Below are 26,091 nucleotides of genomic sequence, written 5' to 3'. Positions count from 1 at the left end.
GTCACCACAATTGATCTAGAAGGGCTCGTTCAGCGGGACCTGCCGGACCGAGGGAAGGTATGCGTCGAGCTCGCCAGGCTCGAACCGGCGCATGCCGACGACGAACCAGAACTGGCCGGACGCCTCACCCATCTGCTTGTAGCGGCCGTCGGGGCTCAACGCGACCCAGCCGTCCGGCAGGCCGAGCAGGGTGGCACGCCGCGCCGGCGGCGCGCCGGAACCGACGTCCCACACGATGACGCCGCCGTCATCGCCGGCGCTGGCCAGGAGATCGCCGGACGGCGAGAAGGCCACCGCAGACACGCGCCGGGTGTGCCCAGTCAGTGTATGGAGCCGGCGACCCGACACCGGATCCCACAGGCGCACCACGTGGTCGTCGCAGGCTGTGGCGAGCAACGACCCATCCGGGCTGAAGTCGGCCGCCCACAGCCGTTCGGCCCCCTCCCGGAGCACGGCGAGGCACTCGCCCGTGGTCACGTCCCAGATGCGGGCCGTGCCGTCGATGCCGGCGCTGGCCAGCCGGTCTCCCGACGGGTGAAAGGCGACTGCGTAGACGCGGTCGTCGTGGCCGGTCAGCCAGGTACGCAACGTGCCGGATTCAGCGTCCCACAGCCGTACGAGACGGTCGTCGCAGCCGGTGGCGACGAGCCGCCCATCGGGGTTGAACGCGATCGAGCGCACGCGCCCGCGGTGGTCTGTCAGGTCGGCCACCAGCCGTCCGGTCGGGCGGTGCCAGATCTTGACGCAGTCGTCGTCATTGGCAGTGGCCAGCATGGTGCCGTCGGGGCTGAACGCCTCGGCCCAGATCTGGTCGGTCCCGGCGTTGATCTCGCGTTCGTGATGACCCGTGGTGGCGTCCCAGAGGTGCACCTCCCCGTCGTTGCTCGAGGTGGCCAGCAACGGCCCGGCAGGGGAGAACACCGCCGAGGCCAGGCGGTTGGAGGTGCCGGTGAACTCCCGCAGCCGTTCCCCGGTGCGCGGCTCCCACACGCGCACGACGCCGTCGTTGCCGCTGGTCGCCAGCATCGAGCCGTCCGCGCTGAAGTGCACCGACGAGATCCGCCGGCCGTGCCCGCGCAGGACCCGCCGACATTGGCCGGTGACCGCGTCCCACAGCCGTACGGTGCCGTCGTCGCCGGTGGTGGCGAGCTGCCCGCCGTCGGGCCGGAACGCGAACGGCCACACGGAGCCGGCGTGCCCGTTCAGCTCCACCCGCCCGCCGCCGAGTCGATGAAGCCTCACCACTCCGCCCGAGTCGCCACTGGCCAGCACCTCCCCGTCGGGGCTGAACAGGACCTGATGGACGGCGGTGTCGTGACCCGGCAGAGCCTCACGGGTAGGGTTGCCGGCCACGTCCCACAGCCGGATCGCGCCCATGGCGTCTCCTGAGGCCAGCAGCCGCCCGGTGGGATCGAAGGACAGAGTGAAGACCGAGCCCGTGTGCCCGCGGAACTCCCGCATGAGCGAGCCTTCGTGCGGGTCCCACAGGCGGACCACGCCCTCGCTGTCGCCGGCGGCCAGGAGCCGCCCGTCCGGGCTGAGCAACAGCCGATAGACCGCGCCGTGGTCACCGGCGAGCTCGTGCCGCACGCGGCCGGCGCCTAGTTCCCAAACCCGGATCACGCCGTCGGCATCGCCGGTCACCACCAGGTCATCGGCGAACACGGCCGTGTGAAGGGGGGAGGTGTGGCCGGGCAGGGCAGCCACCTGTTCCCCGGTGCGCACCGACCACACGTGCGCCACGCCGTCGGCGCCACCGGCCACCACCAGCTCACCGGACGGGCTGAGCACGACCGGCCAGACGCCCTCGGGATGCCCGGTGAACACCCGCAGGCACTCTCCGGCGGCCGGGTCCCACAGGCGGACCGTGCCGTCGGCGGCGCCGGTGACCAGCACGCCGGCGCTGTACGCGGTCTTGTAGACCCGCCCCCGGTGCCCGTGCAGGGTGCGCAATGGCGCCCCGGAGACGGCGTCGCAGATGAGCACGCCACCGTCGTCGCTGCCCACGGCCAGAGTGTTGCCGTCGGGGTGGTAGGCGATCGGCTCGGGCAGGCGGCTGCTCTGAGGGTGATAGCCGTACGACACGCCGAGCAGTGCGGGCGCCACCTCGGCGGCAATCGGCTCATCCGGCGCGATCGCGGCGCCGTGCAGTGCGGGGTCGCCGGCCAGCGTAGGTGAGGCGGTCACCCCGATCAGCGCCGCGCCGTCCCAACGGCTGCCCTCGGTCACGATGTCACGCAGGTCGGCCCGGGCCAGCCTGGCCCGGGTGAGATCCGCCCCCCGCAGGTCGGCCCCGGTCAGAACGGCCTCGTCCAGCCGGGCGCCCACGAGCCGGGCATCTCGCAGCACCGCCCGCGCCAGGTTGGTCCCCACGAGCTGAGCGTCGGTGAGATCCGCCCCGCTCAGGTCGACGCCGGACAAATCCCGGTACGACAGGTCCTCGCCGCTGAGCAGAGCACCCCGGAGGTCGGCGGTGGCGGGCTCGCGCAGGCGGATAGAGATCTTCACTGCGTTCGACCGCGAGATGTCGTCGGCGTCCGCATCGGCCAGCGTCCGCCTTACCCAGGCCAGTAGCCACCGCACGTCGGCCAGGTCGCACAGGAACTCCACCGTGAGCGCCGACAGCGACCGGTGCGACAGCGGCGCGAGATCTCCGGAAGCAATGTACCGGGCGATCAGCCATTCCAGCACCGAGAAATGGATGAACCCGAACATGCCTTCCTCGGTCCGCACGAGCAGGCTGCCTGACCCCACCGCGTGAGCCGCGTGCGCGGCCGACACCCGCCCGCCGGCCAGGTCGGTCAGCGTCTCGCCGATCTCGGTCAGCTCCTCCACGCCCAGCAGTGACTCACCGGACTCCCACAACCGCAACGCCAGCGCCGTCACCGCCTGCCACAGCTCCTCGATGCTCAGCGCCGCCGCCGAGCCCGGGACCCTGACCCGGTGCTCCTCGAACGCCAGCCACGAGCTCAGGATCTCCTCGTACAGTCCGGCGGGGCTGATCGCGCCGCCCGCCGTGGCCACCATGCGCAGCCGCTCGCCGGGCAAGTCGGCGACCAGGCTGAGCATGCGCGGGTTCTGAGCGAGGCCCAGCAGATCCGAAATGCCGCCAATCAGCGCGAATCGGTCCTCGGCGGCCGCCTCGTCGCCGTACCGGTTGAGCAAGTACGCCCGCACCTGCGCCGGCGTGAAATCCTCCACGCTCAGCACCCGCCGCTGCGGCAGGACCCCCACCATCTCGCCCATGGCTGTGAGGACCTGACCGTGTGACCTGAAGTGCTGGGTGCGGCTGGTCACCACGATCTTGGTCTTGCCCTCGGCCACGGCGAGCAGCGTCCCCAGGTGATCGGCCGCCCGTTCGTAGCTCACTCGCGTCACCAGCTCGTCGAAGCCGTCGAACAACAGCACGATCCGCCCCTCCCGCAGCAGGTAGCGGAACGCGTTGAGATCGATGAGCTTCACACCGTGCGCGGCCAGGTGCGCCGCCACCATCGCGTCCACGGACTGCGCCTTTTCCAGGGCGCGCAGTTCGATGAAGATCGGTGTGAGGTGCGGCACCTCGCCCGGGATGCGCCGGGCCAGCTCGCGCAGCGCGAACGTCTTGCCGCGACCGAAGTCGCCCAGCACCAGAGTGAACCGCCCGTGGTCGGCGGCCAGCAGCCGCATCAGCTCCCCGACCAGGTCCTCGCTGACGACCGAACCGGGCTGGTCCACGGCATGCCACCGCTGCGGCACGTACAGGCCGGGCGGGTAGCGTCTGTCGGAGCGCAGCCGTCTGGTCTGCTCCATCACATAGTCCGACAGGTCCAGCAGCCCCTGGAACTCGATGAAGCTGCGTAGCCTGATCCCTCTGCGCGTGGCGTAGTCGCGCACCTCGTCGGCCGGCGCCGGCCCCTGATAGACCAGTTCGGATCCCGGCCCAGGCACGGCGGCGTGCACGTGCCGCAGGAACGCCTCCACATCGGTCTCGGCCACCCGGCCGAGGTGAGCGCCGATGAGATACTGGCGAACGAATCCGTCCTCCGGGACGGTGATCAGCAGGTACGGGGGCTCGGCCGTCACCTTGCGGATCGTGGCGCGTTCGTGCCGGGCCTCGCACACCTCGGCGACGCGGTCCAGCAGCAGGTTCGGCGCCTCGGCAGCCGGCTCCGGATACCCCGGCGACGCCTCGGGCGCGGCCTCGACGGAAGGCGATCGGGGAGGGAGGAAGACGCCATGCCAGATCGCCCGTGCATCAGCGGAGGAATGGTCGCTGAGCGGCGCGTTCTCCATCCAGCCGACAGGGACCGGCGGCTGCGTCCTGCCACTCAAGTCGAGCCTCAGCTCGAGGTCCCAGGCGCCGTCCTGGGACGAGACGAGGTCCACCTGCACGGTGTTGCTCAGACTCGCCCATTCGCCGGCCGCGCACTGCGAGCGCCACAGCAACGCATGGCGCCGCCACTCGGTGAGCGGATCCTCGTGCCCCGGAAGCAACGCACCGGCCCTGAGAACGCCCTCGCACGCCAGTGCGATCATCATCAGGTTGGCGGAGTGGTAGGCGTGACGCCGGGCAAGGCCCGCCGTCCCCGGGCGGTAGTTCGGGTACGGCACGCGCAAACGCGTGTCCAACCGGCGGAACAGCCGTACGACGAGTTCACCCCAGCGATCCCCGGCCCCCTTCGTCTCGACCAGTTCCCGCAGGAAGGAGACGATGGTGGTACGAGACGACAATGCCGACCATGACAACAGCGTCTGCAGCAGCGCGTCGTCGACCTCGGTCACCACCAGGCCCGATTCCTTGACCGCCAGGTCGGCCAGCAGCGTGATGATGAGCCGGGCGATGAGATACTCGCCGAAAGTGGCATGCAGGAACTCATAGGTCTGCACCACGTCGTGGTCGCGGGTGGCCTGGGCACGGTGGATGAAGAAGAACTTCGCGACGGAGAGTTCCCCGGCCGTGAGCGGAGTGGCGAAGGTGCCGGTCCGGACCTGTGCGGGAAATTCCAGTCCTGACAGATCCTGGTCCAGTTCGGCTGTGGTCACCCACTGGCGGCCCCGGTTGAACATCGCGAACGCCACGTACGACAGGTGCAGCATCTCCCGTTCGAGAAAGGCCGGTACCTGGTCGCGCGGGCAGGCCTTCTCCAGCTCGCGCTCCACGAATCGACGCATCAGCCGCTCGTAGAGCTCGGTCTGCCGGAACTCCGCCACGTCTTTGCTCAGTGCGTTCCCGTCGGCGTCGTACAGGGCGAGCATCAGCAGAAGCAGCGGTTGCTCGGCCAAGGCCCGCTGGGCGAGCGCGACGTCGAGAGCGAGCGGCTTGATCCGCCGGCCGGCGAAGTAGGCGTCGTTCTTGGCGTTCCACGCGGTCAGCCACCGGTCGATCTGCGCCTCGCTGAAGGGCTCGAGCCGGGCGACCACAGTGCCAGGGACGAACGCGGTCCGATCCGCGACAGCCGTACGCGAGGTGATGACGACGGCGACCGCCCGACCTGCGTCGATCTCGCGGCGCTGGAACCTGGCCACCTTTTCGAGGTAGTCGGACTGGCGCACCCCTGTCGCCTGCAGCAGTTCGTCGAAGCCGTCGAGCAGGACCACAGGCAGGACGCCCACGGCGCTCCTGGCCAGAGCCGGCCATTCCAGCCGCTCACCGCTGAGCCGGTAGACGGCCTGCTCGATCTGCTCTTGGATGTCAGCGTTCGCCGCCACCTCCCGCAACGGCACCCGAACCGGCAGGTACCGCCCCTCCGGTAGCCGGGCGGCCAGGACCTTGGTCAGCAAGGACTTGCCCGCGCCGGGTTGGCCGAGAATGACGAACGGCACCTCGCTCGCCGTGGATCGGGTGAGAAAGCCGGCCAGGAATCGAGGCAGGTCCTCACGGACCTCCAGATCCTCCCACCATGCCTCGACGCTTGGGTTGGTGGAGTGGCGCACCTCGCCCGCACGGAAGCGAGGCGTCATGTAGGCCTCCTCGACGGTCGGCAGCCGCGCTGCGGTGGCCGTCTCATCCGATCCCCTCGTCGCCGCCAGCGGTTCCTTCAAGGCCGCGCGGTGGAGCCTGCTCAGGGTGGTCAACTGGTTCGGGAGCGCGGCACCCGAGCTGACCAGTGACAGCAGCCGCTCGAGCTCGGACAGACCCGCTCTCGTCGCCTGATGTTCGATCATCCCCACCCAGAGCGCGAACTCCGGGACGTCGAGCGCCAAGCTCCGGTAGCGGTCCTCGTAACGACGGACCGCCGCCTTCGGCAGCGTCCGCTCGAGCTGGGCGATGATCTTCTCCCGCTCCGACGGCGCCAGTTCGTCCCAGACCCGCAGCCCTCTGAGGAACGACCGCAGGCGATGGCCGCACCTCTCATAGAACCCGAGGACAGCCTGCTTGGCCTGCTCGAAAGGAAGGTAGGGCGAAGGACAGGCGAGGCCATGTGACAGGTCAAGGCCCGAACGCCGGGCCAGCTCCGTCTGCTCCTCCTTGCTCATTCGCAGGTCCTGGGCGCTGAACGGCAGATCGATGGCGTCGAGCGCCTCGAAGAACGCCGTGATGACGAGGATCGTGTGTGCGGCCTCGATGCGTTCGGTCCGGCTGTGCCACTCGCGGCCGGCGCGCCACTCGCGCCACCGGCCGAGCAGAGCGTTGCCCACCTGGACGAACTGTTGTTTGGCGTCGATCATGTCCCAGAGTCCGAGTGTGCCGACGCTGAGCCACAGGTCGATCGTCGCGACCGCCGGATCCGCACCGCCCAGGAGCCTGACGGCGTCGGCATACCGGTACTCTTTCGCCATGTCCCTGATCCTCCACTGCCGCAGGGCGGTTTGTGAACCGGTGCGCTGAGCCCACCCGGTCTGACGCCCGCACAGGGTCAGGCTGAGCCGGGGGCGGAGGCGTTTGGCCGCCCAGGCCGCGCGCTGGTTCACCGCGTCAACCATGACGACAGGGATGTCTACTCGGTCAGGTCGGGACCGGTGACAGCCTGAGCCGACGTGCCACGTAGGCGGCGCGGTCGGGCCGTGGCCACCGGCTACCTGCTGGGGCGAGGCTGACCCGGCGCAAGCTGTCAGCGGACTTGGCAGCAGCCCCTTGAGGCTGTGAACGATAGATGGCGGATGAGAGCGATAGTCGCCGGCCAAGAAGCCTGGAGTTGATCAAGCATCACAAGGACATCGGCCAGGGATCGATCCGGCCGCACCGCAGGAGGGTGACCTTCGCCGGCTGAACGCCCACGTCGGCGCAGCAGCTCGTAAGTCAGTCGGCGGGCAGCGAATCGGCTGCACAAGCAACTGCGTGGCGGTGGCCGCCGCGCTCGAGGCGGCGGCCACCGCCGGGCGGGAAGCCACCCAGGTGACGCTTCCCGCGCTTGGGGCAATGCCAGAAAGTTAAGGGTGATGGCGTGTGTCCCGAGGTTCGGCTGATCCCCGGGACATGAGAACGGAGATCCAGTAGAACGGGTGATCTTCTACGACCATCCGTCGAAGAACTGGATCTCCGTTGTGCCGACAGTCTCCAGGTTCGCCTTGGCCTCCGCTATCGACATCGCCGCATCGAGCGCGACTGCGGCCGGGGTGTTCGCTGCCGGTCATGTGGGGGAGCTGACCCGGATCGTGCCGTTCGAGATGGTCGATGCGGTGCTGGCCGAGGCGGGTGGGCGTGAGCGGCGGGTGCGGGCTCTGCCGTCGCGGGTGGTGGTGTATCTGCTGCTGGCGGCGGGGCGGTTCGCCGGGATGGAGTACCGGCAGGTGTGGGCGCGGCTGGTGGCCGGGCTGGATGATCCGCCGGGGGTGCCGTCGTCGCATCACGCAGTCCGGAGAAGTAACCGCCGGAGTCATCCGCCGAGGTGGATGCGCTCAAGCGCTGGCTGAACGGCCCCGGCGTCAACGTCCGCTCGGTCGAGCAGATCCCGAGGGCAACCTTCGTCTTCCACGCTCGGGTGTGGACCCCGAAGGCAAGTGGAACGGCAAGGAGTCCTCGCAGCCCTGGAAGGACCGTGGCGCCTGCGTTACTGTCAGCACTGGATCAAGCGCATTGGGGCCAGCAGCGTGTTAGCCGCCGGGGTGAGCGGCCGGGCGCACGGAATCCCGCGCTTGACAACCGGGCCTGCGCCGCGACACAACGCGGCCCGGCCGCCATTGGCACGGCCTCACGGCGACACGCGCGGCCTGGCCGCGCGTCCACCTCGGCGACCCGTCGCGGGTCGCCGGCCTTTTACCCCAAAGGCCCGCTCCAGTGCCTTGCTGAGCAGGTCAGGGCTGAATATTGATGAAGGGGTCCCAGCAGTAGTAACCCTGCTTCTCGCCCTTGTGATTGAGAATCATGAAGCTGAAGTTGTAGGTAACCGTCCCCGTGTCCAAGATCTCGCACTCCCAGTAATAGCTGTTGATCTTCTGCGTGGTGGGATTCAACGGGTCGTGACTGTTCGGTTGTGGCTCGCTGAGAATCACCGACCTCGGTGCGGGGGTGCTGATCAGATCCTGCCCGGCCAGGGTGTTGAACCTGTAGAGGATTCCGGTGTACTCGGCATTCAGGGACAGTGTCGTCTCGCGCCACCTGATGATGTCCATGGGGGAGGCGTTGATCGTCAACTCGCTGCCCGGTGTGCTCCCGAGCTGGTTCTGCCTGGTGGTCATATAGATTAGGTTGCTGCTGTCGGGGATCGACGTCGGCCCGTTCGGATCATTGTTCCTGCCGAACCTTTCGAGAATGGTTTCCGCGTCGATGGCGATGAGGACGTTGATGAATTCCGACATGCAGAAATTCTCCCTGTCGTGTCCGACGAAAAGGACGGTAAACCGTGGGACGAACGCCTCCACAATTATCGTTGACGTTAAGTGCTGTCAAGACTGCATAATGTGGCTCAACTAGAATCGTGTTATCGCGTAACGCTTCGCGCCGATGCGATGAGCAGCCGGGATACGTTCCTGAGTACCCCCTGCCCCATCCGCCGCTGCCCCGTTCGCGTCTCCCGCAACGCCTCATCGCCCATCTCGAACGGGATGAGCTGGGTCAGCTCCCCGAGAGGACCGAGAGCAAAGCCCCGGAAGCCACAACAACCTCACCGGGCATGACAGATTGAACTTCCAACGGAGCTCCCGCGCCGAACCGTGATCTTGGTCGACACTGTTCTAGCAGGAGCTCCGTTGTCCGTTTCCGCTGAATTGACGCACACGCCCGATCGTTGACTAACCGGCATTGGCGCTAGGGGTCCACGTAGCTGTGGCCCCTTCTGAACTCATTGACCTGCATCCCGCCGTCAAAGGCAAGGATTCCTGTCCCGCCTGCGGCGGCTCATCCCCAGACGGCGACCGCATTCATCCCTGGCCCGAAGGCCACGGCTTTCCGCGGATCTTCAGTAAACCTCGCTCTTGTTGTTGACGATCTCGTCTAGCAGGGTGGTGGTGTCGGAGTACCGCTGGGCTGTCGAGCTGTTGACCGGCAGGGCCAGGGTGGCGAAGCCGTACCGGACGGCTTCTCCGACCGTGCGCGTCCCGAGCTTGCGGGTGAGCGCGCTGTCGATCTGCGTGGAGGCGTTGATCTGCCGCGCGGCAAGGTCGAACAAGGTCGCCAGCAGCTGGAACGTGGCGGGATTTGGCTGCGGACCACCCGCCGAGAGCACGGCCCCGGCCTCTGAGTTGTCCAGTGCCCCGTTACCCGAGCTGTCGAACTGCTGGTAAGTGGCCTGAACTCGGGCCAGCAACTCGGCTGTGCGGTCCTCCGGGTGGGTCTTCCAGTAGCCGTGCGAGCGCGGGTCACGGGTGGGCGTGACCTCGGTGACCGTCGTGGTGGCCGTCGCGGTCACCGGCTCGTAGGCGCAGCCGTTGATGTTGCCGTACGTCACGGAAGCCTGATCGGTCAGCTTGTCCCCGGCGGTGAACAGCAGGCTGGGCCTGGCCGTGAACTGCACGGACCGGGTGGCGCTCGCGGTGATTTCGCCCAGCGACCACGTCAGCGTCGTCGTCCCATCGGCGTTGCGGGTGACCTCGGTCGGACGGGGACCTGTGCCTTGGTCGAGGGCCTGGCTGTAGTAGACCTCCTTCGGGAGCGTGTCGGTCAAGGTGACGCCGGTGGCCTTGGCGCTGCCGACGTTGGCGACCTTCAGGTCGACCGTGATCGCCTCACCGGCGTTGACCGTGGCGGTCGCGTGCTTTTCGAGGGTGAGTTTGGGGGCGTGGACCTTGGTCGAGGCGGTCGCGGTGTTGTTGTCCGTTCTGGCCTCGGCTCCGCCGGCGAGGTCCTTCGCGGTCACCTCGGCCTTGTTGGTCAGCACGGCGGCGTCTTCGGTATCGCAGGGGATCTCGTAGGTGAACGTCTCTGTGCTCGTACCACCTGCGCCCAGTTGTCCGACCTGGCGCGTTTGAGCGTCGCCGGTCGGCGGAGTGTCCTTCAGGACGATCGCGGTTGCTTGGCCAGTGCCGATGTTGTCCAGCTTGACCGGGTAGGTGAGGGTGTCGCCGGGCTCGGCGTCGGCCTTGTCGACGGTCTTCTTCGTGGCGATATCGGGGTCATAGAAATTGAAGAACGAGATCTCCTGGCGGATCACGGCGGCGAAGTCCAGTTCCTTCTCCACGCTGCCACCGGCCCCGGCGCAGGTGGGCGAGGACGCGGGCCAGCTGCTGCACGCCCAGCCCAGGCGGTCGGGGGACTGCGCCCGGAACCTGATCGCGGGCCAGTCGTCGTGATCCCTGAGGGTGGTCAGACCGTTCCCGGCGTTGATGTCCACGCTCACGTTGCTGGTGTCGATGATCGGGACGTTGGTGCCGGTCGTACGGTTGTCGTTCCAGTTGAGCGGCCCGTTGCCGGCGCCCGCCCGGAGCGGACGGAAACCGCTGCCCGGGTTGGCGAGGTTGTCGGTCCACCAGAACGTCCAGTCCGTGCCGTCGCTGATACCCGCAGACTCGTTCAAGCCCCCTTCGGTCAGCGGGGGCAGCTTGCCGTCGGACAGGCCTAGACGTACCGCGCCCACCTTCCAGTCGCGCAGCTGGTTGACCAGCAGCGGCGGCGGGCTGTTCGGGATGCCCGTCTGGAAGAAGTAGTTCATGAGGCTGAGGTAGTTGGGCTTGTAGTTGTCGTTGTTGTCGCCGCCGTGCCGCAGGGCCAGGGCGTGGAAGAGCTCGTGCAGGATGGTGCCGGCCTGGTCCTGCTCGGTGCCGACCTTCGCGTCGGCGTCGCCCGTGCCGGGGGTGAGCACCTGGATGTCGGTACTGTGCGCACTGGTCGTGTCGCACCGGCGGTTGTCGCCGACGTGGATCTGGGTGCCGACGGTGACGTCGTCACCACCTGCGGTGGTTTGCAGGGTGTCGTCGCCGCCGTAGTCGCGGGTGAAGTCGGCCACGCACATGGTCCGCCATGAGCCGAGGGTGACGATGAAGTCCTTGTTGTTGTCCCGGGTGGGTTCGCAGCACTGGCCCGAGGTTCCCGGGTCGCCGAGGAGGTCGTGGGCGAAGATTGCGTAGTGGGCGTAACGGGCCAGCTCGGCGGGGAAGTCGGCGTTTCGTGCGTTCCGGTAGTCGTTGCTGTTCAGGCCCATTTGCTGCTGTTCGGCGAGTTGGGCTCCTGGAATGTAGACGAAGTCGATGCCGCCGCGATGTGTCCCCGGATAGGGGCATGGATTCGTGGCCGGGAAGGGAGCGGCGTCGAGGGTGTTGCGGACCAGGGTGATCGCGCCGGGCTTGGGCTGGTGAGAGTGCCGGGTGGTCGGGTTGGTGTCGGCCATGTAGTCGAGCTGCAGGATGATCGTCTTGCGGCACGGGTCGGCGCCGAGCGTGGGCAGGTCAGCGATGACGTCGCCGCTGCGGTTCCTGATGCCGGTCAGTTCGACGATGTCCGGGATGCCGTCGCCGTCGGTGTCGGGCATCTCGGCGGTGGCGGTGATGCCGATTCTGGTGATCCGGCCGTCGTTGTTCCGGGGGAATCCGTGGTCGCCGTCGCCCTCGACGCAGGTCTCGCCCTTGGCGGTCTGCCCGTCGGACTTGACGCAGGGCTTGCCGAAGACGATGTCGTCGCCCGACAACGTGCCGGAGCGCACGTCGTAGACGAGGTTCAGCTCCAGGTCCTGGTCCCGGGGGCTGATGTCCATCCGGTCGTCGTTGGTGTTGAGCCCGTCGTCCCAGTCCCACAGCGTGACCGTGATGTCCACGGTTGGTTTGTCGCCCGGGAGGTCGTCTTTCGTAAAGGTCCAGCCGTTGGGGGCTTCCGGCAGGCCGAAGGGTTCGAACTCGTCGTCCTCGATTCTCGGGCCGGTCTCCAAGGGGCCGTCGGCGATCTTGACCTTGGGGTAGTAGTCGCCGTCGCCCAGACCGCCGCTGTCGGGGTCTTCGATCTGGCGGAGGTACTCGATCTTGAAGGTGAGTTTGATGCCGGGGGCGGCTGCGGCTGCGGGGGCGGCAAGCGCCGGGATCCAGGCCAGGAGCAGCGCCAGGAGCACGGCGAACGTTAAAGGTTTTCTCGTTTCACGCCTGAACCGACTGAACCGACTGAAGCCCATGGTTTCCTCCCTTGGAGCGCTGCTACAAGGAAGCGTCCGCCGTGGGCGGGGTCCGGCGCCTGAGTACCCCCTACCCAAGCGGGGGTGCTTGGGCATGTGCGCATCGACGGCAGGCGTCTCAGCCGCCGCTTTCAGCCGCCATCTATCGTGCCATCGGAGATGTCAGCAGGCGCGGGTACGGCAGGAGGCTCACTGGGCCGGGTCTCAAGGCCGAGCGGGGTCAGGCGGCCCAGCCGCGGAACGTGGCGGGGATCGTCGAGCGGAACGTGGCCTCGGCCGTGGCGGTGTCGAGGGCCCCGGCCAGTTCGAGCGTCACCAGCCCGTGCAGGGTCACCCAGAGTGAGAGCGCGATGGAGATGGTGTCGCCCGAGAGCACGGAAGCCGACAGAGCGCGATCTATCGCCTCGATGAGCGGCCTGACGGGATCGTCGGCACCCACGTCGCCGGACGGGTCGAAGCTCTGCACGCCGCCGAACAACACCGTGTAGAGGTGGCGGTGCTCACGTCCCCATCGCCGGTACGCGACCGCGAGCGCGTAGAGGTCAGCAAGGGGGTCGTCGGAGGCCGGCACCGCCGAAAGATCTTGTGACAGTCCGGCGACCGCTCTGTCACGCACTGCGGAGATCAGCCCGTCCTTGCCGCCGAACAGCGAGTAGACCGCGGCGGTCGCGGTCCCGGCAGCGGCGGCCAAGGCGCGGATGGTGATCGACTCCATCGGACGGGTCGCGAACATCTCGGTCGCGCACTCGATGAGGCGGTCCTTCACGGTGTCGTCGTTCGTTCTCGGCCTTGCCACGACGACCAGCCTAGCCGAGCTGCTAACGTTTCCAAACATCGTTTCAAAACAACGTTTGGAAACTGTCGATGCTTCTTGCCGTCCCCCTCCGCCTCATCGGCCGTCTGATCCTGACCGTGCTCGCCGCCGTGGGTCTGACCGGGCTGTTCCTCGCGCTGATCGTCCTGACGGACGGCGCGCGCTCGGGGCTCGCCGCCTGGCTGACCACCCTCGGAGCCGGAATCATCGCCGCACTGTGGCGAGGCCGCGGCCGCAGGTGGCCGGGCCGGCTGTGGCCGTTCGCGCCGGTGGTCGCCGCCGCCGTGCTCACGGCGTCGGTCTGCGTCCCCACCGTCCCCACGACGCGGCAGTATCCGCCCGACCTGCCATTCGTGGCCACGGGGCACTGGAGCTTGAGCACGGGAAGCCGGGTCGCGGTCTACCACTATCCGCCCGCCGCCGGCGCCCCCCGGCGCCCCACGCCGTTGGTGTATCTCCACGGAGGGCCCGTCCGCGGCATCTCCGTGCTCGACCACCGATTCCTGCGACTCCTGGCCGGGCAGGGCTACGACGTGTACGCCTATGAGCAGCCCGGCGGCGGACGGAGTGACCTGCTGCCCATGGAGCAGTACACGATCTCCAGGTCCGTACGCGACCTGGCCGCCTTCATCGATCGCCTGGACAAGGGCCCGGTCGACGTCCTCGGATTCTCCGCCGGCGCGGTCGTGCTCACCCGGGCCCTGGCCACCCCGAGCGTGGCCGTCCGCGTGCACCGGGCGATCATCGCCGAACCCGGCCCCATGGACGGCCCCACCGCGCTGATCAGCGGGAGACCGGGACGGCCGTCCGCGCGCGGTCTCGCGCCGGCCCCGACCGGCCCGCAGGCGACGCGCATCCCCCGGTACGCCGTCGCGTTCGGCCTCATCCAACTCGGGCTCCTCCCGCCCGGCACCGGCCTTATCACGCAGGCCGAAGGTGTCAACGCGGTCAAGGCCGCCGATCTCGGCGGTGACACCGCCTCCGCCTACTGCGAGCGGGACGCCGGCCGCATCCCTGCCGAGAACACCGCGGAGAACTTCTCCTTCAGCGTCGCCGCGAGCCTCCGCATCCAGCAGACGATCAAGGACTCGCCCTCCATCGCTCCCGAGCTGAAACGCTCCCGCACCCCCGCGATGCTGATGATCGCCGAATGCTCGTCACAGGTGCGGCAATGGGAGACCGCCGTGCTCGCCGCCGACCCCGCTGTCGAGCGGACCCAGTACATGCCCGGTGTCGGACACCATATGTGGAACGGCCTCGACGACAACAACCAGCGCGCCGCCGACGTCATCACGGCGTTTCTCCAGGGTGAGCCTGCACCCCTGAGGAACTACCCGACCCGCGCCGACATCTCCGCCTTCCTTCGCGATCACAGGTGACCTCCGCGCGCGGATCTTGACAGCCCGGCCTGACAGTGCGATGTCCAAGATGCCGGCCGATCACGACTAAGAGCGGCGCGGGTCGTAGTTCCGGAACTCGACCAGGTAGACAACGCTCTGCGGTAGCAGGGGCACCCCGCTGCTGGGCATCGTGGCCTCGCCCCTCGCCACCGCGATCACACGCAGCGGCGGGCAGCCCTTGTCGGCCGGGCACTCCTCGTCGACGAAGGACTTGGGCCTGGTCAGCCCGGCGTAGGCGGCTGTGGGCGCCAGGACCGGCACACTCAGCGTGCTCCCGTCGGCCCAGCGCAGCTCGACCGGGGCGGGCACCTCGGCCGAGAGCTCGTTCTCCAGCTTCCAGGCGCTGTTGATCATGATCCGCCCGACCCGCCGGGGCATGCGTCCCCAATCGGGCTCCAGGGTCAGGTTCCGCAGCGGGACGAACCCCTCGATCCAAGGCCCGCGCTCCGCCGAACTCTGCCAGTGTTCGGCGACCTCACTGGCGCGGCCGGTGAACCCGTCGGCAGTGCCCGGCGCTCGGACGGAACCGCAGCCCGCCGCGAGCACGAGGAGCAGGGGCTGGTGCTCGAGGGAGAGCCACAGCGCGCCGACGTCACCGCCTGGCCGGAGATCACCGAGCGGCTCAGACCGCGATGATCACAGGGTGACGTACTCGATGTCGCAGAGCTGGCCGCCCAGCCTGAAGGCGTATGCGTGGTCGTACGCGCCGGTGTAGGTCGCGTTGTACCCGAAGTGGTACGTCTCGCCGATCGCCACGTCCGGATGGAACGCCGGCAGCGTGAACGTCATATGCGGATCCGAGCCTCCGATGCTGGTGTTGGCGCCCCACCAGACAGAGGGCCGCTGGCCGTCGTCCAGGATCAGCGTGACCACCCCGTTGGGCAGCGGAACGCTGCGGTTGGTGACGGCGACGTCGGCCGAGAACCCGGTCGCCCACACCGACACCGTGTACGTCACCAGGCACGGCCCCGTCAGCAAAGTCGAGGAGGCCGCGGCCGGCCCGCCCATGAGGGGGAGGAGGAGCAGGGCGGCCAGTGCGTCGCCCGCCAGTCGTCTCGCAAAGCGCATGGTTTCGCCTTTCTCCGACGAGATGCGGAGAGCGTCTCGATCGCGATCATGAGCCGCTGCCAGACCCTTGTCAACAGGAGTGCCGCGCACATAAGTGGCACGCCGCCTTGCCGCCCGCTAATGTCTTTCGTCCACTCAGGAAAACGATACGGAGAAAGGCCGGCCCTGCGTTTCGAAATCCTCGCGCGAAAGCTGGAGCCCAGTCTTCGCCGGTCGGCCCCTGGGTGAGGTCCGCAGCGGATGATCGCAGGCCGCCGGGTATTCAAGGGGCGGCTTTTTGCTGTTCAGAGCGTCCGTAGCCCAACGGGAGAGGCACCGGCCTAAGGAGCCGGAACGTGCAGACATCCGATCTGCCTAAGTTGTCAAGCCATGGCCTTCGATCGTGGTGGGAAGGCGGCATCCTCGTTGTAGGTCACGCCCTTTTGCAGGCAGTGGTGAAGGCAGCCGAGCAGCCGGTTGAAGGTGTTGCGTAGCGCGCTGGAGTGTCGCTCGCCTTCGGCGCGTCGCCGGTCGTAGTGGGCTCTGGGGCCTGGTGCTCGTAGGGATGCGAAGGCCCAGAGGTAGCCGGCGGCGGCCAGGCGCTGATTCTTCACTTTGCGGTGGTGGACGACCAGGCTTTTGCCTGAGGCGCGGGTGATCGGGGCTGCGCCGGCGTAGGCCTTCAGCGCGCGGGCGTCGGCGAAGCGGGAGCGGTCGTCGCCGAGTTCGGCGAGTACCCGGGCGCCGGTGAGATCGGCCAGGCCCGGGAAGCTGGTGATGACGGCCGCATCCGGGTGCTGGTGGAAGGCCTCGTTGGTGGCGTCGGCGAGATCGTCAGCGGCGCGGCATGCTGCATCCAGCTGGAGCAGCAGCGCCTGGGCCTGGCGGCCGAGCGCTTCTTCGACCAGTGGGAGCTGGCGAAGGTGTTCTTCACCGAACAGCGCCTGCAGCCGGTCGGCCCAGGTGGCGATGTTGCGCTGCCGGCCCGAGGCGCGCAGCAGGGCGTGCAACCTGCGGGCGGTGAGCTTGGCGGCCGCGGTGGGCGTCGGCGCCGCCTGCAGGATGGTGCGGGCTTCGCGGGAAGTCAGGCCGATGTTCTTGACGTGGAAGGCCTGCAATGCCGCGGGGAAGTATTCGCGCAGCAGGGATCGCAGCTGGTTGGCCAGCTGCTGACGGCTCCAGACGGCGTCTTGTTGCGCGCGGGCCAGCACGGCGATCGCCTGGACCAGCTCGGAGTCCTGGGGCAGCGGCCGGTGGCAGGCCGCGTCCACGCGCAGGATGTTGGCCAAGGTCATGGCGTCGGCGTGGTCGGACTTGGCGCGGGCGACGGTGTGGCGTTCGCGGTAACGGGCCACGGCCAGCGGGTTGATCGCATACACCTTGCGCCCGGTGGCCCGCAGGCAGGACACCAGCAGTCCACGCCCGGTTTCGATCGCGACGGGGATCGGGTTGTCGGGATGGTCGCCGTGCTCGGCCAGCAGCTCGACCAGGACCCGCCAGCCGTGGGCATCGTCGCTGATGCGCCGCTTGGCCACCAGCTTGCCGCTTTCATCGACCAGAGCGACGTCGTGGTGCCTTTCGCTCCAGTCGATTCCGCATGTCACCGTCACCGGCGCCTCCTTCGTTCGATCCTTGGCTCAGGTGAGCCGCGCAAGGGGCACGCCACGCCCTAATGAGAGAGCTCGACGGCTCGACATCCGATCAGCAGTTCGTGGCCCCAGCCCGCCGCAGGTCCGCGTTCTGCGCAAGGGCTCCAGCGCCCGGGTAGATACGAGCGGTGTCTCCTGCGACTGGCTCACGCCACGATCTTGACCAAAAGAAGCGACTGACGGGCGGCGATCGAGAGAGACCGAGGTGCACGGCCTTAGCACAGGACTCCAGGTCCGGTATCGACTCAGGCATTGGCTCGGTCCCCGCCGACCGCCACCCGCCAGACCCTCGCCCCATACGCACGGCCTGCGGTCAGGAGTCAAGCTCCGATTCGAATCTAGGCATCTGAGGCGAGTGCCCGAGTAGGCGAAACTCGGGTTCGTACGGAGTCATTAGGTTCGAATCCTGCCGGACGCACGTCCATAAACGAACAACAATTCATTGGTCCGGCCTGCCGAAGTTACGGTGACCAAGTGGTCGGCTCCGGAAGTCCTTCGAGGGTTGGCTCCGGAGCCGGTGTCGTGCGGCGGCTATCAGCTGATCTCAGGGCCGCTGCCGGAACGGGGCGAGCGTGGCGCGCACGAGATCGGCGGCGCCCCAGTCGGGGTCGAACTGGGCGATCACGGCCAGGTGCTGGCGCAACTGGAGGATCGGCATGCGTTCGCGCCAGTCGCGGTCGAGCCCGGTCAGCTCGGCGTACAGCTCGAAGAACACGTGCGCCTCGGGCGGCGGCGCCGTCGTCCACAGGTGGGCCAGGTCGACCTCGGCCCACGTGTACGACACGGCGGGGTCGATCAGCGCGGGCCGCCCGTCGGGGGTGGCCATGACGTTCAGCGCCCACAGGTCGCCGTGCGTCAGGCACGCGGGGCTGACCGGCAGCAGCTCGGGCAGCCGGTCGCACAGCCGCTCCAGCGCCGCTCGGTCCGCGACGTCGAGCGCCTCCTGGACGCGACGTTCGCCGAGCCAGCGCAGCAGACGGTGCTGGGCGAAGAACTGGTACCCGTCGTCATCCCAGGTGTTGATCTGCCGACGACGGCCCAGCCAGTTGTCCCGATGCCACCCGAATCGGGAGGACCGCGTGGTGGTGTGCAGGTGGGCGAGCGCATGCGCGAGCTGCTCCCAGAAGGCCTCAGTGTCCGGCCGGGGCTGCAGCGCGGACAGCACGAGCAGGTCGCGGTCCGCGAGGATGATCTCGGGCGTGGCGACACTGCCCGCCTCGCGGAGCACGGTGAGCCCTTCGGCCTCCGCGGCGAAGGCGTGGTCCGACGGCGGCTCGCCGAATGCCTTGACGAACACCGACGTGCCGTCACCGCGGCGCGCGAGCCCCGCGGTCGCGGCGAGGCCTCCAGTGGCTGGCTCGACCGCGACGACGTCGGTCAGACCGGCCGCGTGTAGGCGTTCGAGCAGGAAGGACGTCGCGTCTGTCACGGGTGTGCTCCTCTCTGCTGGTCACGCGTCATGGTAATAAGGGCCGAGCCAGCGGCGGCTCACTCATTGGTACCGGCTGTGCCCTTTCGCACCCGAGGCGAGCCGCGTGCTGGACCTGTACGCCCGCACCTGGCCGGGGCGAACCCCTCAGACGGACGAGTACGTCATCAGCGCGGACGAGAAGACCTCCATCCAGGCCCGCTGCCGCTGTCACCCCACCCTGGCGGCCGCGGCTTCTGCGTCGTCACCCCCGGCGGGGTTCGAGACCACGCCGACTGCCTGGCTGACGGCAGCCCGTCGCCGCAGTCGCCGTCCTGACCGGTGCCGACGGCGGTGCGACCCCGGCCAACGCGGCGGCACTGCTGGCAGGAGGCGGCCACGGTCGCCGGCCGGCAACAAGCGCCACAGCCGGGCGCGCGCTGACCCGCCTCACCTACGGCAAGCCGCGCGTGCGCAGCGGCCAGGTCCCGGCGAGCGCGGTGCTGTCCGGCCCTTTATCGCTGGCTCTGCTGAACGTCCCCCGTACCGGTGGACGATGGTTGACGGAGCCGCAGGGCGGCGACCAGCAGCAGGGCCACCGCGCCCGCGGTGAGGATGGCGTTGCTGGTCAGGTCTTCCGCCAGGCTGGTCGGTCGGGTGGGCGGCACCGTCGGGGTGATGTTCCTCTGCGGGAAGGAGTGCCAGGCGTAGGTCAGCATGGCGCCGCCGGCGAGTGCCAGCCGGTGGGCCTGCGACCAGCCGGCGCGGTGTGACCAGCGGACCACCATCGTGGCGACGGTGACGAACAGGGCCAGATAGATGATCACGCTGAGCCACGCCGGGAGGGGGATCGCCTCCGCCAGCCAGGGCGTGAAGCCGGTGGGGTCGACCGCGTACAGCAGCACGAAGACCGCTCCGGCGACCATGGCGAGGGCACCGGCGACCCACGGGCTGGGGGCGCGGCCGGGCAGCGGGGTGAGGTCGGTGGTGCGCCTGGGGAGGCGGACGCCGACGACGATGATCGCGGCGATGACGACAGCGGCGCCGATGAGCTGGGGCGCGGAGGCATGGTGGCCGTAGACGGCTTGGGCGATGCCCGCGCCCAGGGCGACGACCGCGTACAGCACGCCCGTGATGGTGAGGCCGGCCTTGCCCAGCCATGGCGTGGTGCGCCGCGAGCCGGCGAGGGTCTCCGCGACCGCGATCGGTGCGCTGATGCTGAAGACCGTGTGCACGCCGACCATGAACAGCGTCCATGGTCCGGCGAGGCCGAGCGCGGGGATGAAGCCGTATTCGAGGGTGTGCGCGCCGACCACCCAGTTCGAGTCCCACAGCGTCTGGGTGACGTAGGCCTCCTCGATCATGCCGTAGGCCAGTGCGAGGGTCATCATGGTGGGCCAGCCGCGTCCGGTGCGGCGGGCGAATTCACGGATGAGGAGAGCGCCGCCGCCGTAAAGGGGGGCCAGGCCGAGCAGGTTCTGGACGTGGGTGATCGGTGCGTTGCCCATCAGGTACTCGGCGGTCAGGGGTGCCAGGAAGAACAGTCCGATCGCGGGTGCCAGGCGAGGCAGTAATGCTCCTTGGATCATTGCTCCTGCATACCACCACTGTGTGCAAACATACAACAGTGTAAATATCTTCTGGTGTAAGATTGCAGCTATGGAGGAGACGCGGCGCGAACGCAAGAAGCGAGAGACCAGGCACCTGCTCATCCGCACGGCAATCCGGCTGTTCACCGAGCAGGGCTACGAACAGACCACCGGCGCGCAGATCGCCGCTGCGGCGGACGTGGCCACCAAGACGTTCTTCAACTACTTCCCGAGCAAGGAGCACGTTCTGTTCGCCGACGTCGAGCGGTACTACGGGCTGGCACTGGAGGTGATCGCCGACCGGGCGCCGGACGACACGGTGCCGCAGGTGCTGCGCAGGACCTACGACCGCGTCATCGCCCACTACCTCACCCAGGGGCCGTGGACCGACAACCCGGAGCTGAAGGATCTCTACCAGAGGCTGCTCGCGATCGTGCCCGCCGTACAGGCCAAGGCCCTGCACGTGATGTTCGACGCGCAACGCCGGATCGCCGACGCGTTGCTGAAGGCCTTCCCTGACCGGCTGGATCCCATCAGCGCCGCGGCGGCGACCGGCGCGTTCATGGGTGCGGTGCAGGCGGCTGGGCTGGCCAGCCTGGAGATGCACGGCGAGGCCGAGCAGGAGTATCTGGCGTCGACCGGGAGGGCCGTGGACATCGCGATGCGCGGCCTGGAATCGCTGTGATGGGTCACGTTCGGCGAGTGAGGCCCGCACTTACTGCGGGGCGGTCCCGTCGAGCCGGGGCCGCCCCGCTTCGGCGTTCACGGGCGCCACAGGGGTTCAGTACTCGATGAACCCGTACAGCGCGAGATGGTTCGACTTCGTACTGCCGACCGTGTGATCAATGCTCGACGGCCGCACGGCGCCCTTGACGAAGAGGTAGTCGATCTTCCTGGACCCGTCGGTCGCCTTGGCTCCATAGCCGGTCATGCCGAAGCCGCCGAGTGTGGTGGAGGCGATGTTCGTGCGGTTCGCGTCGATCCCGATCACGCGGATCGTCGACGCGTTCATCAAGCTCGTGGCGTCCGCGCCGACGTGGATGCCGGAGCCCGCGATGCCCGTGTCGCCCGCGCCCGCGCAGGCGTTCGCGCCGTTCTGCTCCGGGAGGTGCATCGTCGCGGCGAAGACTGTCGTCCCCGTCTCCTTGATCGTGAACCTTGCCGCGAGAGCGCTGGTGCGCTTCCATTTGTAGGCGTTGGTGGCGCCGTCGTCGCTGTCCGGCGGCTTGTACAGCGTGCACCCGGCCCCGCCGTTGTACGCCGTTCCGGGCTTCAACCAGCCCGCGCTCCAGTACTTGGAGATGTCACCCGCCGCGAGGCTCAGCGTTCTGGTGTTGTAGACGATGGCGTTGGTCTGCTTCTTCTTCAGGTCGCCGAGCGCCTGCTGGCTGCAGTTGTGCGAACTGCCCCACTCCTCGGGGTCGTCCCACGGCACGAGCGCCTTGTAGGTGCCCGCCGGATAGCCGAACTTGGCCCCGAGTTGGTCGGCGTAGGCCGTGGCCTGTCCAGTGCCACGCACCTGCTGCACGATGAGGAGATCGGGAGCCTTCACGCCGGAGGTGCCCGTCTTGCCGTTGTCGTCGACGAGCATCGACGTCAGGTGGTCCGGGCCCGAGATCCGGGTGCACGTGCCGTCGGCGTTGTTCCTCACCAGGTTCTCGATGTTGTTGTTGTAGACCCGTAAGACCCGCTCCGCCGCGGCCGTGGGCGCTTCGTGCGCCTGCGCGATCGAGGGCGTGGTGAGCAGCGCGGCTGTCGCGAGCGCCACCACGCCGAGCGATCGGTGATGGAATGACATTGTCGAAGGGTAGCGATGATCGTCGCGAGTCGATGATCGACGTCCTTGACCTGGAGTCCGCTCCAGCTGGCAGCCTTCCTCGGAGTCGTTTCCGCGAAGTCAGGGAGAGTGCGAGATGAGTGATTCGTTCCGGACGTTGGGGCGTAGCGGCTTGCGGGTGAGTGCGATCGGGTTCGGGGCGTGGGCGATCGGGGGACCCTTCATGGCCCGTGGCAAGCCGGCCGGATGGGGGCAGGTGGACGACGAGGAGTCGGTGCCGTGCATCGGGCGCTCGACCTGGGAGTGACCTTCTTCGACACGGCCGACGTGTACGGCACCGGACACAGCGAGCGGGTGCTCGGGAGGGCGCTGTCCGGACGGTGGGACGAGGTCGTGATCGCGACCAAGTTCGGCCTCACCTTCGACGCGGCGGCGCGGGCGCTCACCGGCCAGGACATCTCGCCCGGATACATCCGGCAGGCGTGCCGGGCGTCGCTGGAGCGGCTGGGCACCGATCACATCGACCTCTACCAGCTGCACGTCGCGGACGCGCCGATGGAGCGGGTGGACGAGATGGTCGCCACGCTGGAGGAGCTCGTCGACGAGGGCCTGATCCGGGCCTACGGCTGGAGCACCGACGATCCCGAACGGGTGGCCGCGTTCGCGAAGGGGCCGCACTGCGCCGCCGTGCAGCACAACCTCAACGTCCTGCACGACGCCCCGGCGATGCTGGCGGTGTGCGACACCCATGAGCTCGCCTCCGTCAACCGGGGGCCGCTGGCGATGGGGCTGCTCACCGGCAAGTACGGCCCGGACTCGCGGCTGCCGACGGACGACGCACGCGGCGACTCCCCGGCGTGGATGACCTTCTTCAAGGACGGCCGGCCCGCTCCGGAGTTCCTCGCCATGCTGGACGCGATCCGCGACATCCTGACCTCCGGCGGCCGTACCCTCGCCCAGGGCGCCCTCGGCTGGCTGCTGGCCCGCAGTGGGCGCACGGTGCCGATCCCCGGCATCAAGACGGTCGGCCACGCCGAGCAGAACGCCGGCACGCTGCTGCACGGGCCGCTGGAGGCGGCGCAGCTGGCGCAGGTCGACGAGGTGCTGCAGCGGCACCCCCGCTGAGGTTTCACGTCGTCCGGACCCAATGACGGAGGAGCCCGGCCGATCACGGTGGATCGGCCGGGCTCGTCGGGTGGAGACAGGGTCAGGTGAGGTCGAACCGGTCGAGCTCCATGACCTTGGTCCAGGCCGCCACGAAGTCGGTCACGAACGTGTCCCGCGCGTCCTGGCTGGCGTACACCTCCGCGAGGGCTCGCAGCTGGGAGTTGGAGCCGAAGATGAGGTCGACCGCGGTGGCGGTCCACTTCACCTCGTCGGTGGCCACGTCACGGATCTCGTACACGTGCTCCTCGGACTCCGACGCCTTCCACCGGGTGCCCGGGGAGAGCAGGTTGGCGAAGAAGTCGTTGGTGAGCACGCCGGGCCGGTCGGTGAGGACGCCGTGCCGCGTGGCCCCGAAGTTGGCTCCGAGGGAACGCAGGCCGCCGATCAGGACGGTCATCTCCGGCGGGGTCAGGTTGAGCATGTAGGCACGGTCGACGAGGAGCACCTCAGGCTGGGCCTTCTCGCCGGCACGCAGGTAGTTGCGGAACCCGTCGGCCCGCGGCTCGAGGACGCCGAAGGACTCGACGTCGGTCTGCTCCTGCGTGGCGTCGGTGCGGCCCGGGCGGAACGGCACCGTCACCGCCACCCCGGCATCGCGTGCCGCCTTCTCGACGGCGGCCGAGCCGGCCAGCACGATCAGGTCGGCGAGCGAGATCTTCGCGCCGCCGGCCTCGTTGAACTCGCGCTGGATGCCCTCGAGGGTGCCCAGCACCGTCGCGAGCTGCTCGGGCTGGTTGACCTCCCAGCTGCGCTGCGGCTCGAGGCGGATCCGGGCGCCGTTGGCGCCGCCGCGCTTGTCGGTGGACCGGAAGCTCGCGGCGGAGGCCCAGGCGGTGGAGACCAGCTGGGCGGTCGTGAGGCCGGACTCCAGGACCTTCGCCTTCAGGGCGGCGATGTCGGCGTCACCCACGAGCTCGTGGTCGACGGCCGGCACCGGGTCCTGCCACAGCTGGGGCTCGGGGACCCACGGTCCGAGGAAGCGGCTGACCGGACCCATGTCGCGGTGCAGCAGCTTGTGCCAGGCCTTGGCGAAGGCCAGCGCGAACTCGTCCGGGTTCTCCAGGAAGCGGAGAGAGATCTTCTGGTACGCCGGGTCGACGCGCAGCGACAGGTCGGTCGTGAGCATCGTCGGCTTGTGCTTCTTGGACGGGTCGTGGGCGTCCGGGATGATCGCCTCGGCGTCCTTCGCGACCCACTGCTTCGCGCCGCCGGGGCTCGTGGTGAGCTCCCACTCGTAGCCGAAGAGGATCTCGAAGAAACGGTTGCTCCACTGCGTCGGCCGGTCGGTCCACGTCACCTCGAGACCGCTGGTGATCGTGTCAGCGCCCTTGCCGGTGCCGTGGGTGCTCAGCCAGCCCAGACCCTGCGCCTCCAGCGGCGCGCCCTCGGGCTCCGGCCCCACGTGGTCGTCCGCGACGCCGGCGCCGTGGGTCTTGCCGAACGTGTGGCCGCCGGCGATGAGCGCGACGGTCTCCTCGTCGTTCATCGCCATCCGCCCGAAGGTCTCGCGGATGAAATGCGCCGCCGCGGCCGGGTCCGCGTTGCCGCGGGGACCCTCCGGGTTGACGTAGATCAGACCCATCTCGGTCGCGCCGACGTTCGGCACCATCTCGGTGTCGGTGACGTAGCGCTCGTCGCCGAGCCAGGCGTCCTCCGGACCCCAGATGATCTCCTCAGGCTCCCAGACGTCCTCGCGGCCGAAGCCGAAGCCGAAGGTCTTGAATCCCATCGACTCCAGGGCGACGTTGCCGGCGAGGACGAGCAGGTCGGCCCAGGAGATCTTCTGCCCGTACTTCTGCTTGACCGGCCACAGCAGCCGGCGGGCCTTGTCCAGGTTGGCGTTGTCGGGCCAGCTGTTGAGCGGGGCGAAACGCTGAGCGCCGTCACCGGCCCCGCCGCGGCCGTCGTGGATGCGGTAGGTGCCCGCGGCGTGCCAGCTCATCCGGATCATGAGGCCGCCGTAGTGGCCGAAGTCGGCCGGCCACCAGTCCTGCGAGGTGGTGAGCACCTCGGTGATGTCCTGCTTGAGGGCCTCGACGTCGAGCTTCTCGAACTCCTTGGCGTAGCTGAAGCCCTCTGCCAGCGGGTTGCCCTTGGACGAGTGCGCGCGCAACACCGAGAGGTCGAGCTGGTTGGGCCACCAGTCCCGGTTCGTGCGCGGACGACCGCCGGTCTTCGGAGTCGGCGAGTCGATCGCCGGGTTCTCGCTCTCGCTGCCACGCGCGGTCACGGAGTCATGCGCGACCGGGCAGCCGGCCGCCGCCTTCTCGTCCACGCCCTGCGCGCTGGAGGGGCCGTTGTCCTGGGTGTCGCTCATCTGCTTCCTTCCGAACTACCGGGTCACTGGTCAATGCGTCTGGCCGCACAGTCGGGGCAGGTGCCCCAGTAGACGACCTCCGCCTCTTCGACCACGAAGCCCTGGTCGTCTGAGGCGGTGAGACAGGGGGCGTTCCCGACGGCGCAGTCGACGTCCGCGATCGCGCCGCAGGAGCGGCACACGACATGGTGGTGGTTGTCCCCCACGCGTGACTCGTAGCGGGCGGTCGTACCGGCCGGCTCGATGCGCCGCACCAAACCGGCATCGGTCAGCGCACGCAGCACGTCGTACACCGCCTGGTGGGAGACCCTGGGGAGCTGGGCTCGTACCAGGGCGATCACCGTGTCGGTGTCGACGTGCGCATGATCGCGCAGCGCGGCGAGCACTGCCAACCGCGGCCGGGTCACGCGCAACGAGACTGCTCGTAACTGCGCCTCGAAGTCAGACGCCATACGGCCAACATAGCGTCCT

17 protein-coding genes are annotated in these 26,091 nt (G+C 68.7%); 5 read left to right on the top strand and 12 right to left on the bottom strand.

Going from position 1 to position 26,091, the window contains the following annotated elements; translation table 11 throughout:
• Positions 1–15: 15 nt before the first annotated feature.
• Positions 16–6,759 (bottom strand): NACHT and WD40 repeat domain-containing protein, encoded by a 6,744-nt coding sequence (locus ABD830_RS16750; RefSeq protein WP_344988049.1) that lies wholly within the window; start codon positions 6,757–6,759, stop codon positions 16–18.
• 663 nt (positions 6,760–7,422) lie between these two features.
• Here ABD830_RS16750 and ABD830_RS16745 point away from each other — a divergent pair.
• Positions 7,423–7,833, top strand: coding sequence for a transposase domain-containing protein (locus tag ABD830_RS16745; RefSeq protein WP_344988047.1), 411 nt, complete (start codon positions 7,423–7,425; stop codon positions 7,831–7,833).
• A gap of 381 nt (positions 7,834–8,214) precedes the next feature.
• Here the strand turns inward: ABD830_RS16745 and ABD830_RS16740 are convergent, their stop codons facing one another.
• From ABD830_RS16740 to ABD830_RS16730, 3 genes are all read right to left on the bottom strand, one after another.
• Entirely contained in the window at positions 8,215–8,718 is a 504-nt protein-coding gene (locus ABD830_RS16740; RefSeq protein ID WP_344988045.1) for an inclusion body family protein, read from the bottom strand.
• Between the two features lie 599 nt (positions 8,719–9,317).
• Complete coding sequence (locus tag ABD830_RS16735; protein ID WP_344988043.1) at positions 9,318–12,392, bottom strand: CARDB domain-containing protein; 3,075 nt, start codon at positions 12,390–12,392, stop codon at positions 9,318–9,320.
• A gap of 280 nt (positions 12,393–12,672) precedes the next feature.
• Complete coding sequence (locus tag ABD830_RS16730) at positions 12,673–13,248, bottom strand: TetR/AcrR family transcriptional regulator (protein WP_344988041.1); 576 nt, start codon at positions 13,246–13,248, stop codon at positions 12,673–12,675.
• A gap of 68 nt (positions 13,249–13,316) precedes the next feature.
• On the opposite strand from ABD830_RS16730, the gene ABD830_RS16725 reads away from it, so the two are divergent.
• A complete protein-coding gene (locus ABD830_RS16725) occupies positions 13,317–14,645 on the top strand; it encodes an alpha/beta hydrolase (RefSeq protein ID WP_344988039.1) in 1,329 nt (442 codons plus the stop codon).
• A 66-nt stretch (positions 14,646–14,711) separates the two neighbouring features.
• Here the strand turns inward: ABD830_RS16725 and ABD830_RS16720 are convergent, their stop codons facing one another.
• From ABD830_RS16720 to ABD830_RS16700, 5 genes are all read right to left on the bottom strand, one after another.
• Entirely contained in the window at positions 14,712–15,212 is a 501-nt protein-coding gene (locus ABD830_RS16720) for a hypothetical protein (protein ID WP_344988037.1), read from the bottom strand.
• A gap of 90 nt (positions 15,213–15,302) precedes the next feature.
• On the bottom strand, positions 15,303–15,734 hold the full coding sequence (locus ABD830_RS16715; protein WP_344988035.1) for a cellulose binding domain-containing protein: 432 nt from the start codon (positions 15,732–15,734) through the stop codon (positions 15,303–15,305).
• Positions 15,735–16,096: 362 nt separating this feature from the next.
• On the bottom strand, positions 16,097–17,323 hold the full coding sequence (locus tag ABD830_RS16710; protein WP_344988033.1) for an IS110 family RNA-guided transposase: 1,227 nt from the start codon (positions 17,321–17,323) through the stop codon (positions 16,097–16,099).
• 583 nt (positions 17,324–17,906) lie between these two features.
• Positions 17,907–18,791: a fructosamine kinase family protein gene (locus tag ABD830_RS16705; protein WP_344988031.1), complete on the bottom strand. Its 885-nt coding sequence runs from the start codon at positions 18,789–18,791 to the stop codon at positions 17,907–17,909.
• Between the two features lie 494 nt (positions 18,792–19,285).
• A complete protein-coding gene (locus ABD830_RS16700) occupies positions 19,286–20,359 on the bottom strand; it encodes a hypothetical protein (protein WP_344988029.1) in 1,074 nt (357 codons plus the stop codon).
• A gap of 70 nt (positions 20,360–20,429) precedes the next feature.
• Between ABD830_RS16700 and ABD830_RS16695 the strand changes: the two genes are divergently transcribed.
• On the top strand, positions 20,430–21,044 hold the full coding sequence (locus tag ABD830_RS16695) for a TetR/AcrR family transcriptional regulator (RefSeq protein ID WP_344988027.1): 615 nt from the start codon (positions 20,430–20,432) through the stop codon (positions 21,042–21,044).
• 96 nt (positions 21,045–21,140) lie between these two features.
• On the opposite strand, the gene ABD830_RS16690 is transcribed toward ABD830_RS16695, so the two are convergent.
• A complete protein-coding gene (locus ABD830_RS16690; RefSeq protein WP_344988025.1) occupies positions 21,141–22,157 on the bottom strand; it encodes a hypothetical protein in 1,017 nt (338 codons plus the stop codon).
• 115 nt (positions 22,158–22,272) lie between these two features.
• Between ABD830_RS16690 and ABD830_RS16685 the strand changes: the two genes are divergently transcribed.
• Both ABD830_RS16685 and ABD830_RS16680 read left to right on the top strand, forming a co-directional pair.
• Positions 22,273–22,443, top strand: coding sequence for a hypothetical protein (locus ABD830_RS16685; protein ID WP_344988023.1), 171 nt, complete (start codon positions 22,273–22,275; stop codon positions 22,441–22,443).
• The gene (locus tag ABD830_RS16680; RefSeq protein ID WP_344988021.1) at positions 22,416–23,261 is read left to right on the top strand and encodes an aldo/keto reductase; all 846 of its coding nucleotides are present in this window, start codon (positions 22,416–22,418) and stop codon (positions 23,259–23,261) included. Before ABD830_RS16685 ends, ABD830_RS16680 begins: the two co-directional genes overlap by 28 nt.
• Positions 23,262–23,343: 82 nt before the next feature.
• On the opposite strand, the gene katG is transcribed toward ABD830_RS16680, so the two are convergent.
• Both katG and ABD830_RS16670 read right to left on the bottom strand, forming a co-directional pair.
• The gene (katG, locus tag ABD830_RS16675) at positions 23,344–25,620 is read right to left on the bottom strand and encodes a catalase/peroxidase HPI (RefSeq protein WP_344988019.1); all 2,277 of its coding nucleotides are present in this window, start codon (positions 25,618–25,620) and stop codon (positions 23,344–23,346) included.
• Positions 25,621–25,643: 23 nt separating this feature from the next.
• The gene (locus ABD830_RS16670) at positions 25,644–26,072 is read right to left on the bottom strand and encodes a Fur family transcriptional regulator (RefSeq protein WP_344988017.1); all 429 of its coding nucleotides are present in this window, start codon (positions 26,070–26,072) and stop codon (positions 25,644–25,646) included.
• Positions 26,073–26,091 lie beyond the last annotated feature (19 nt).

Origin of the sequence: Nonomuraea helvata (assembly GCF_039535785.1) — a bacterium.
Lineage (GTDB): Bacteria > Actinomycetota > Actinomycetes > Streptosporangiales > Streptosporangiaceae > Nonomuraea > Nonomuraea helvata.
Note: the sequence above shows the minus strand (reverse complement) of the source record. Positions and strands in the feature narration are given on the sequence as shown.

Coding starts and splice junctions, on each gene's coding strand:
- ABD830_RS16750 (WP_344988049.1), bottom strand. CDS start 6,759: ATGGCGAAAGAGTACCGGTATGCCGACGCCGTCAGGCTCCTGGGCGGT.
- ABD830_RS16740 (WP_344988045.1), bottom strand. CDS start 8,718: ATGTCGGAATTCATCAACGTCCTCATCGCCATCGACGCGGAAACCATT.
- ABD830_RS16725 (WP_344988039.1), top strand. CDS start 13,317: ATGCTTCTTGCCGTCCCCCTCCGCCTCATCGGCCGTCTGATCCTGACC.
- ABD830_RS16715 (WP_344988035.1), bottom strand. CDS start 15,734: ATGCGCTTTGCGAGACGACTGGCGGGCGACGCACTGGCCGCCCTGCTC.
- ABD830_RS16700 (WP_344988029.1), bottom strand. CDS start 20,359: ATGATCCAAGGAGCATTACTGCCTCGCCTGGCACCCGCGATCGGACTG.
- ABD830_RS16695 (WP_344988027.1), top strand. CDS start 20,430: ATGGAGGAGACGCGGCGCGAACGCAAGAAGCGAGAGACCAGGCACCTG.
- ABD830_RS16690 (WP_344988025.1), bottom strand. CDS start 22,157: ATGTCATTCCATCACCGATCGCTCGGCGTGGTGGCGCTCGCGACAGCC.
- ABD830_RS16685 (WP_344988023.1), top strand. CDS start 22,273: ATGAGTGATTCGTTCCGGACGTTGGGGCGTAGCGGCTTGCGGGTGAGT.
- katG (WP_344988019.1), bottom strand. CDS start 25,620: ATGAGCGACACCCAGGACAACGGCCCCTCCAGCGCGCAGGGCGTGGAC.
- ABD830_RS16670 (WP_344988017.1), bottom strand. CDS start 26,072: ATGGCGTCTGACTTCGAGGCGCAGTTACGAGCAGTCTCGTTGCGCGTG.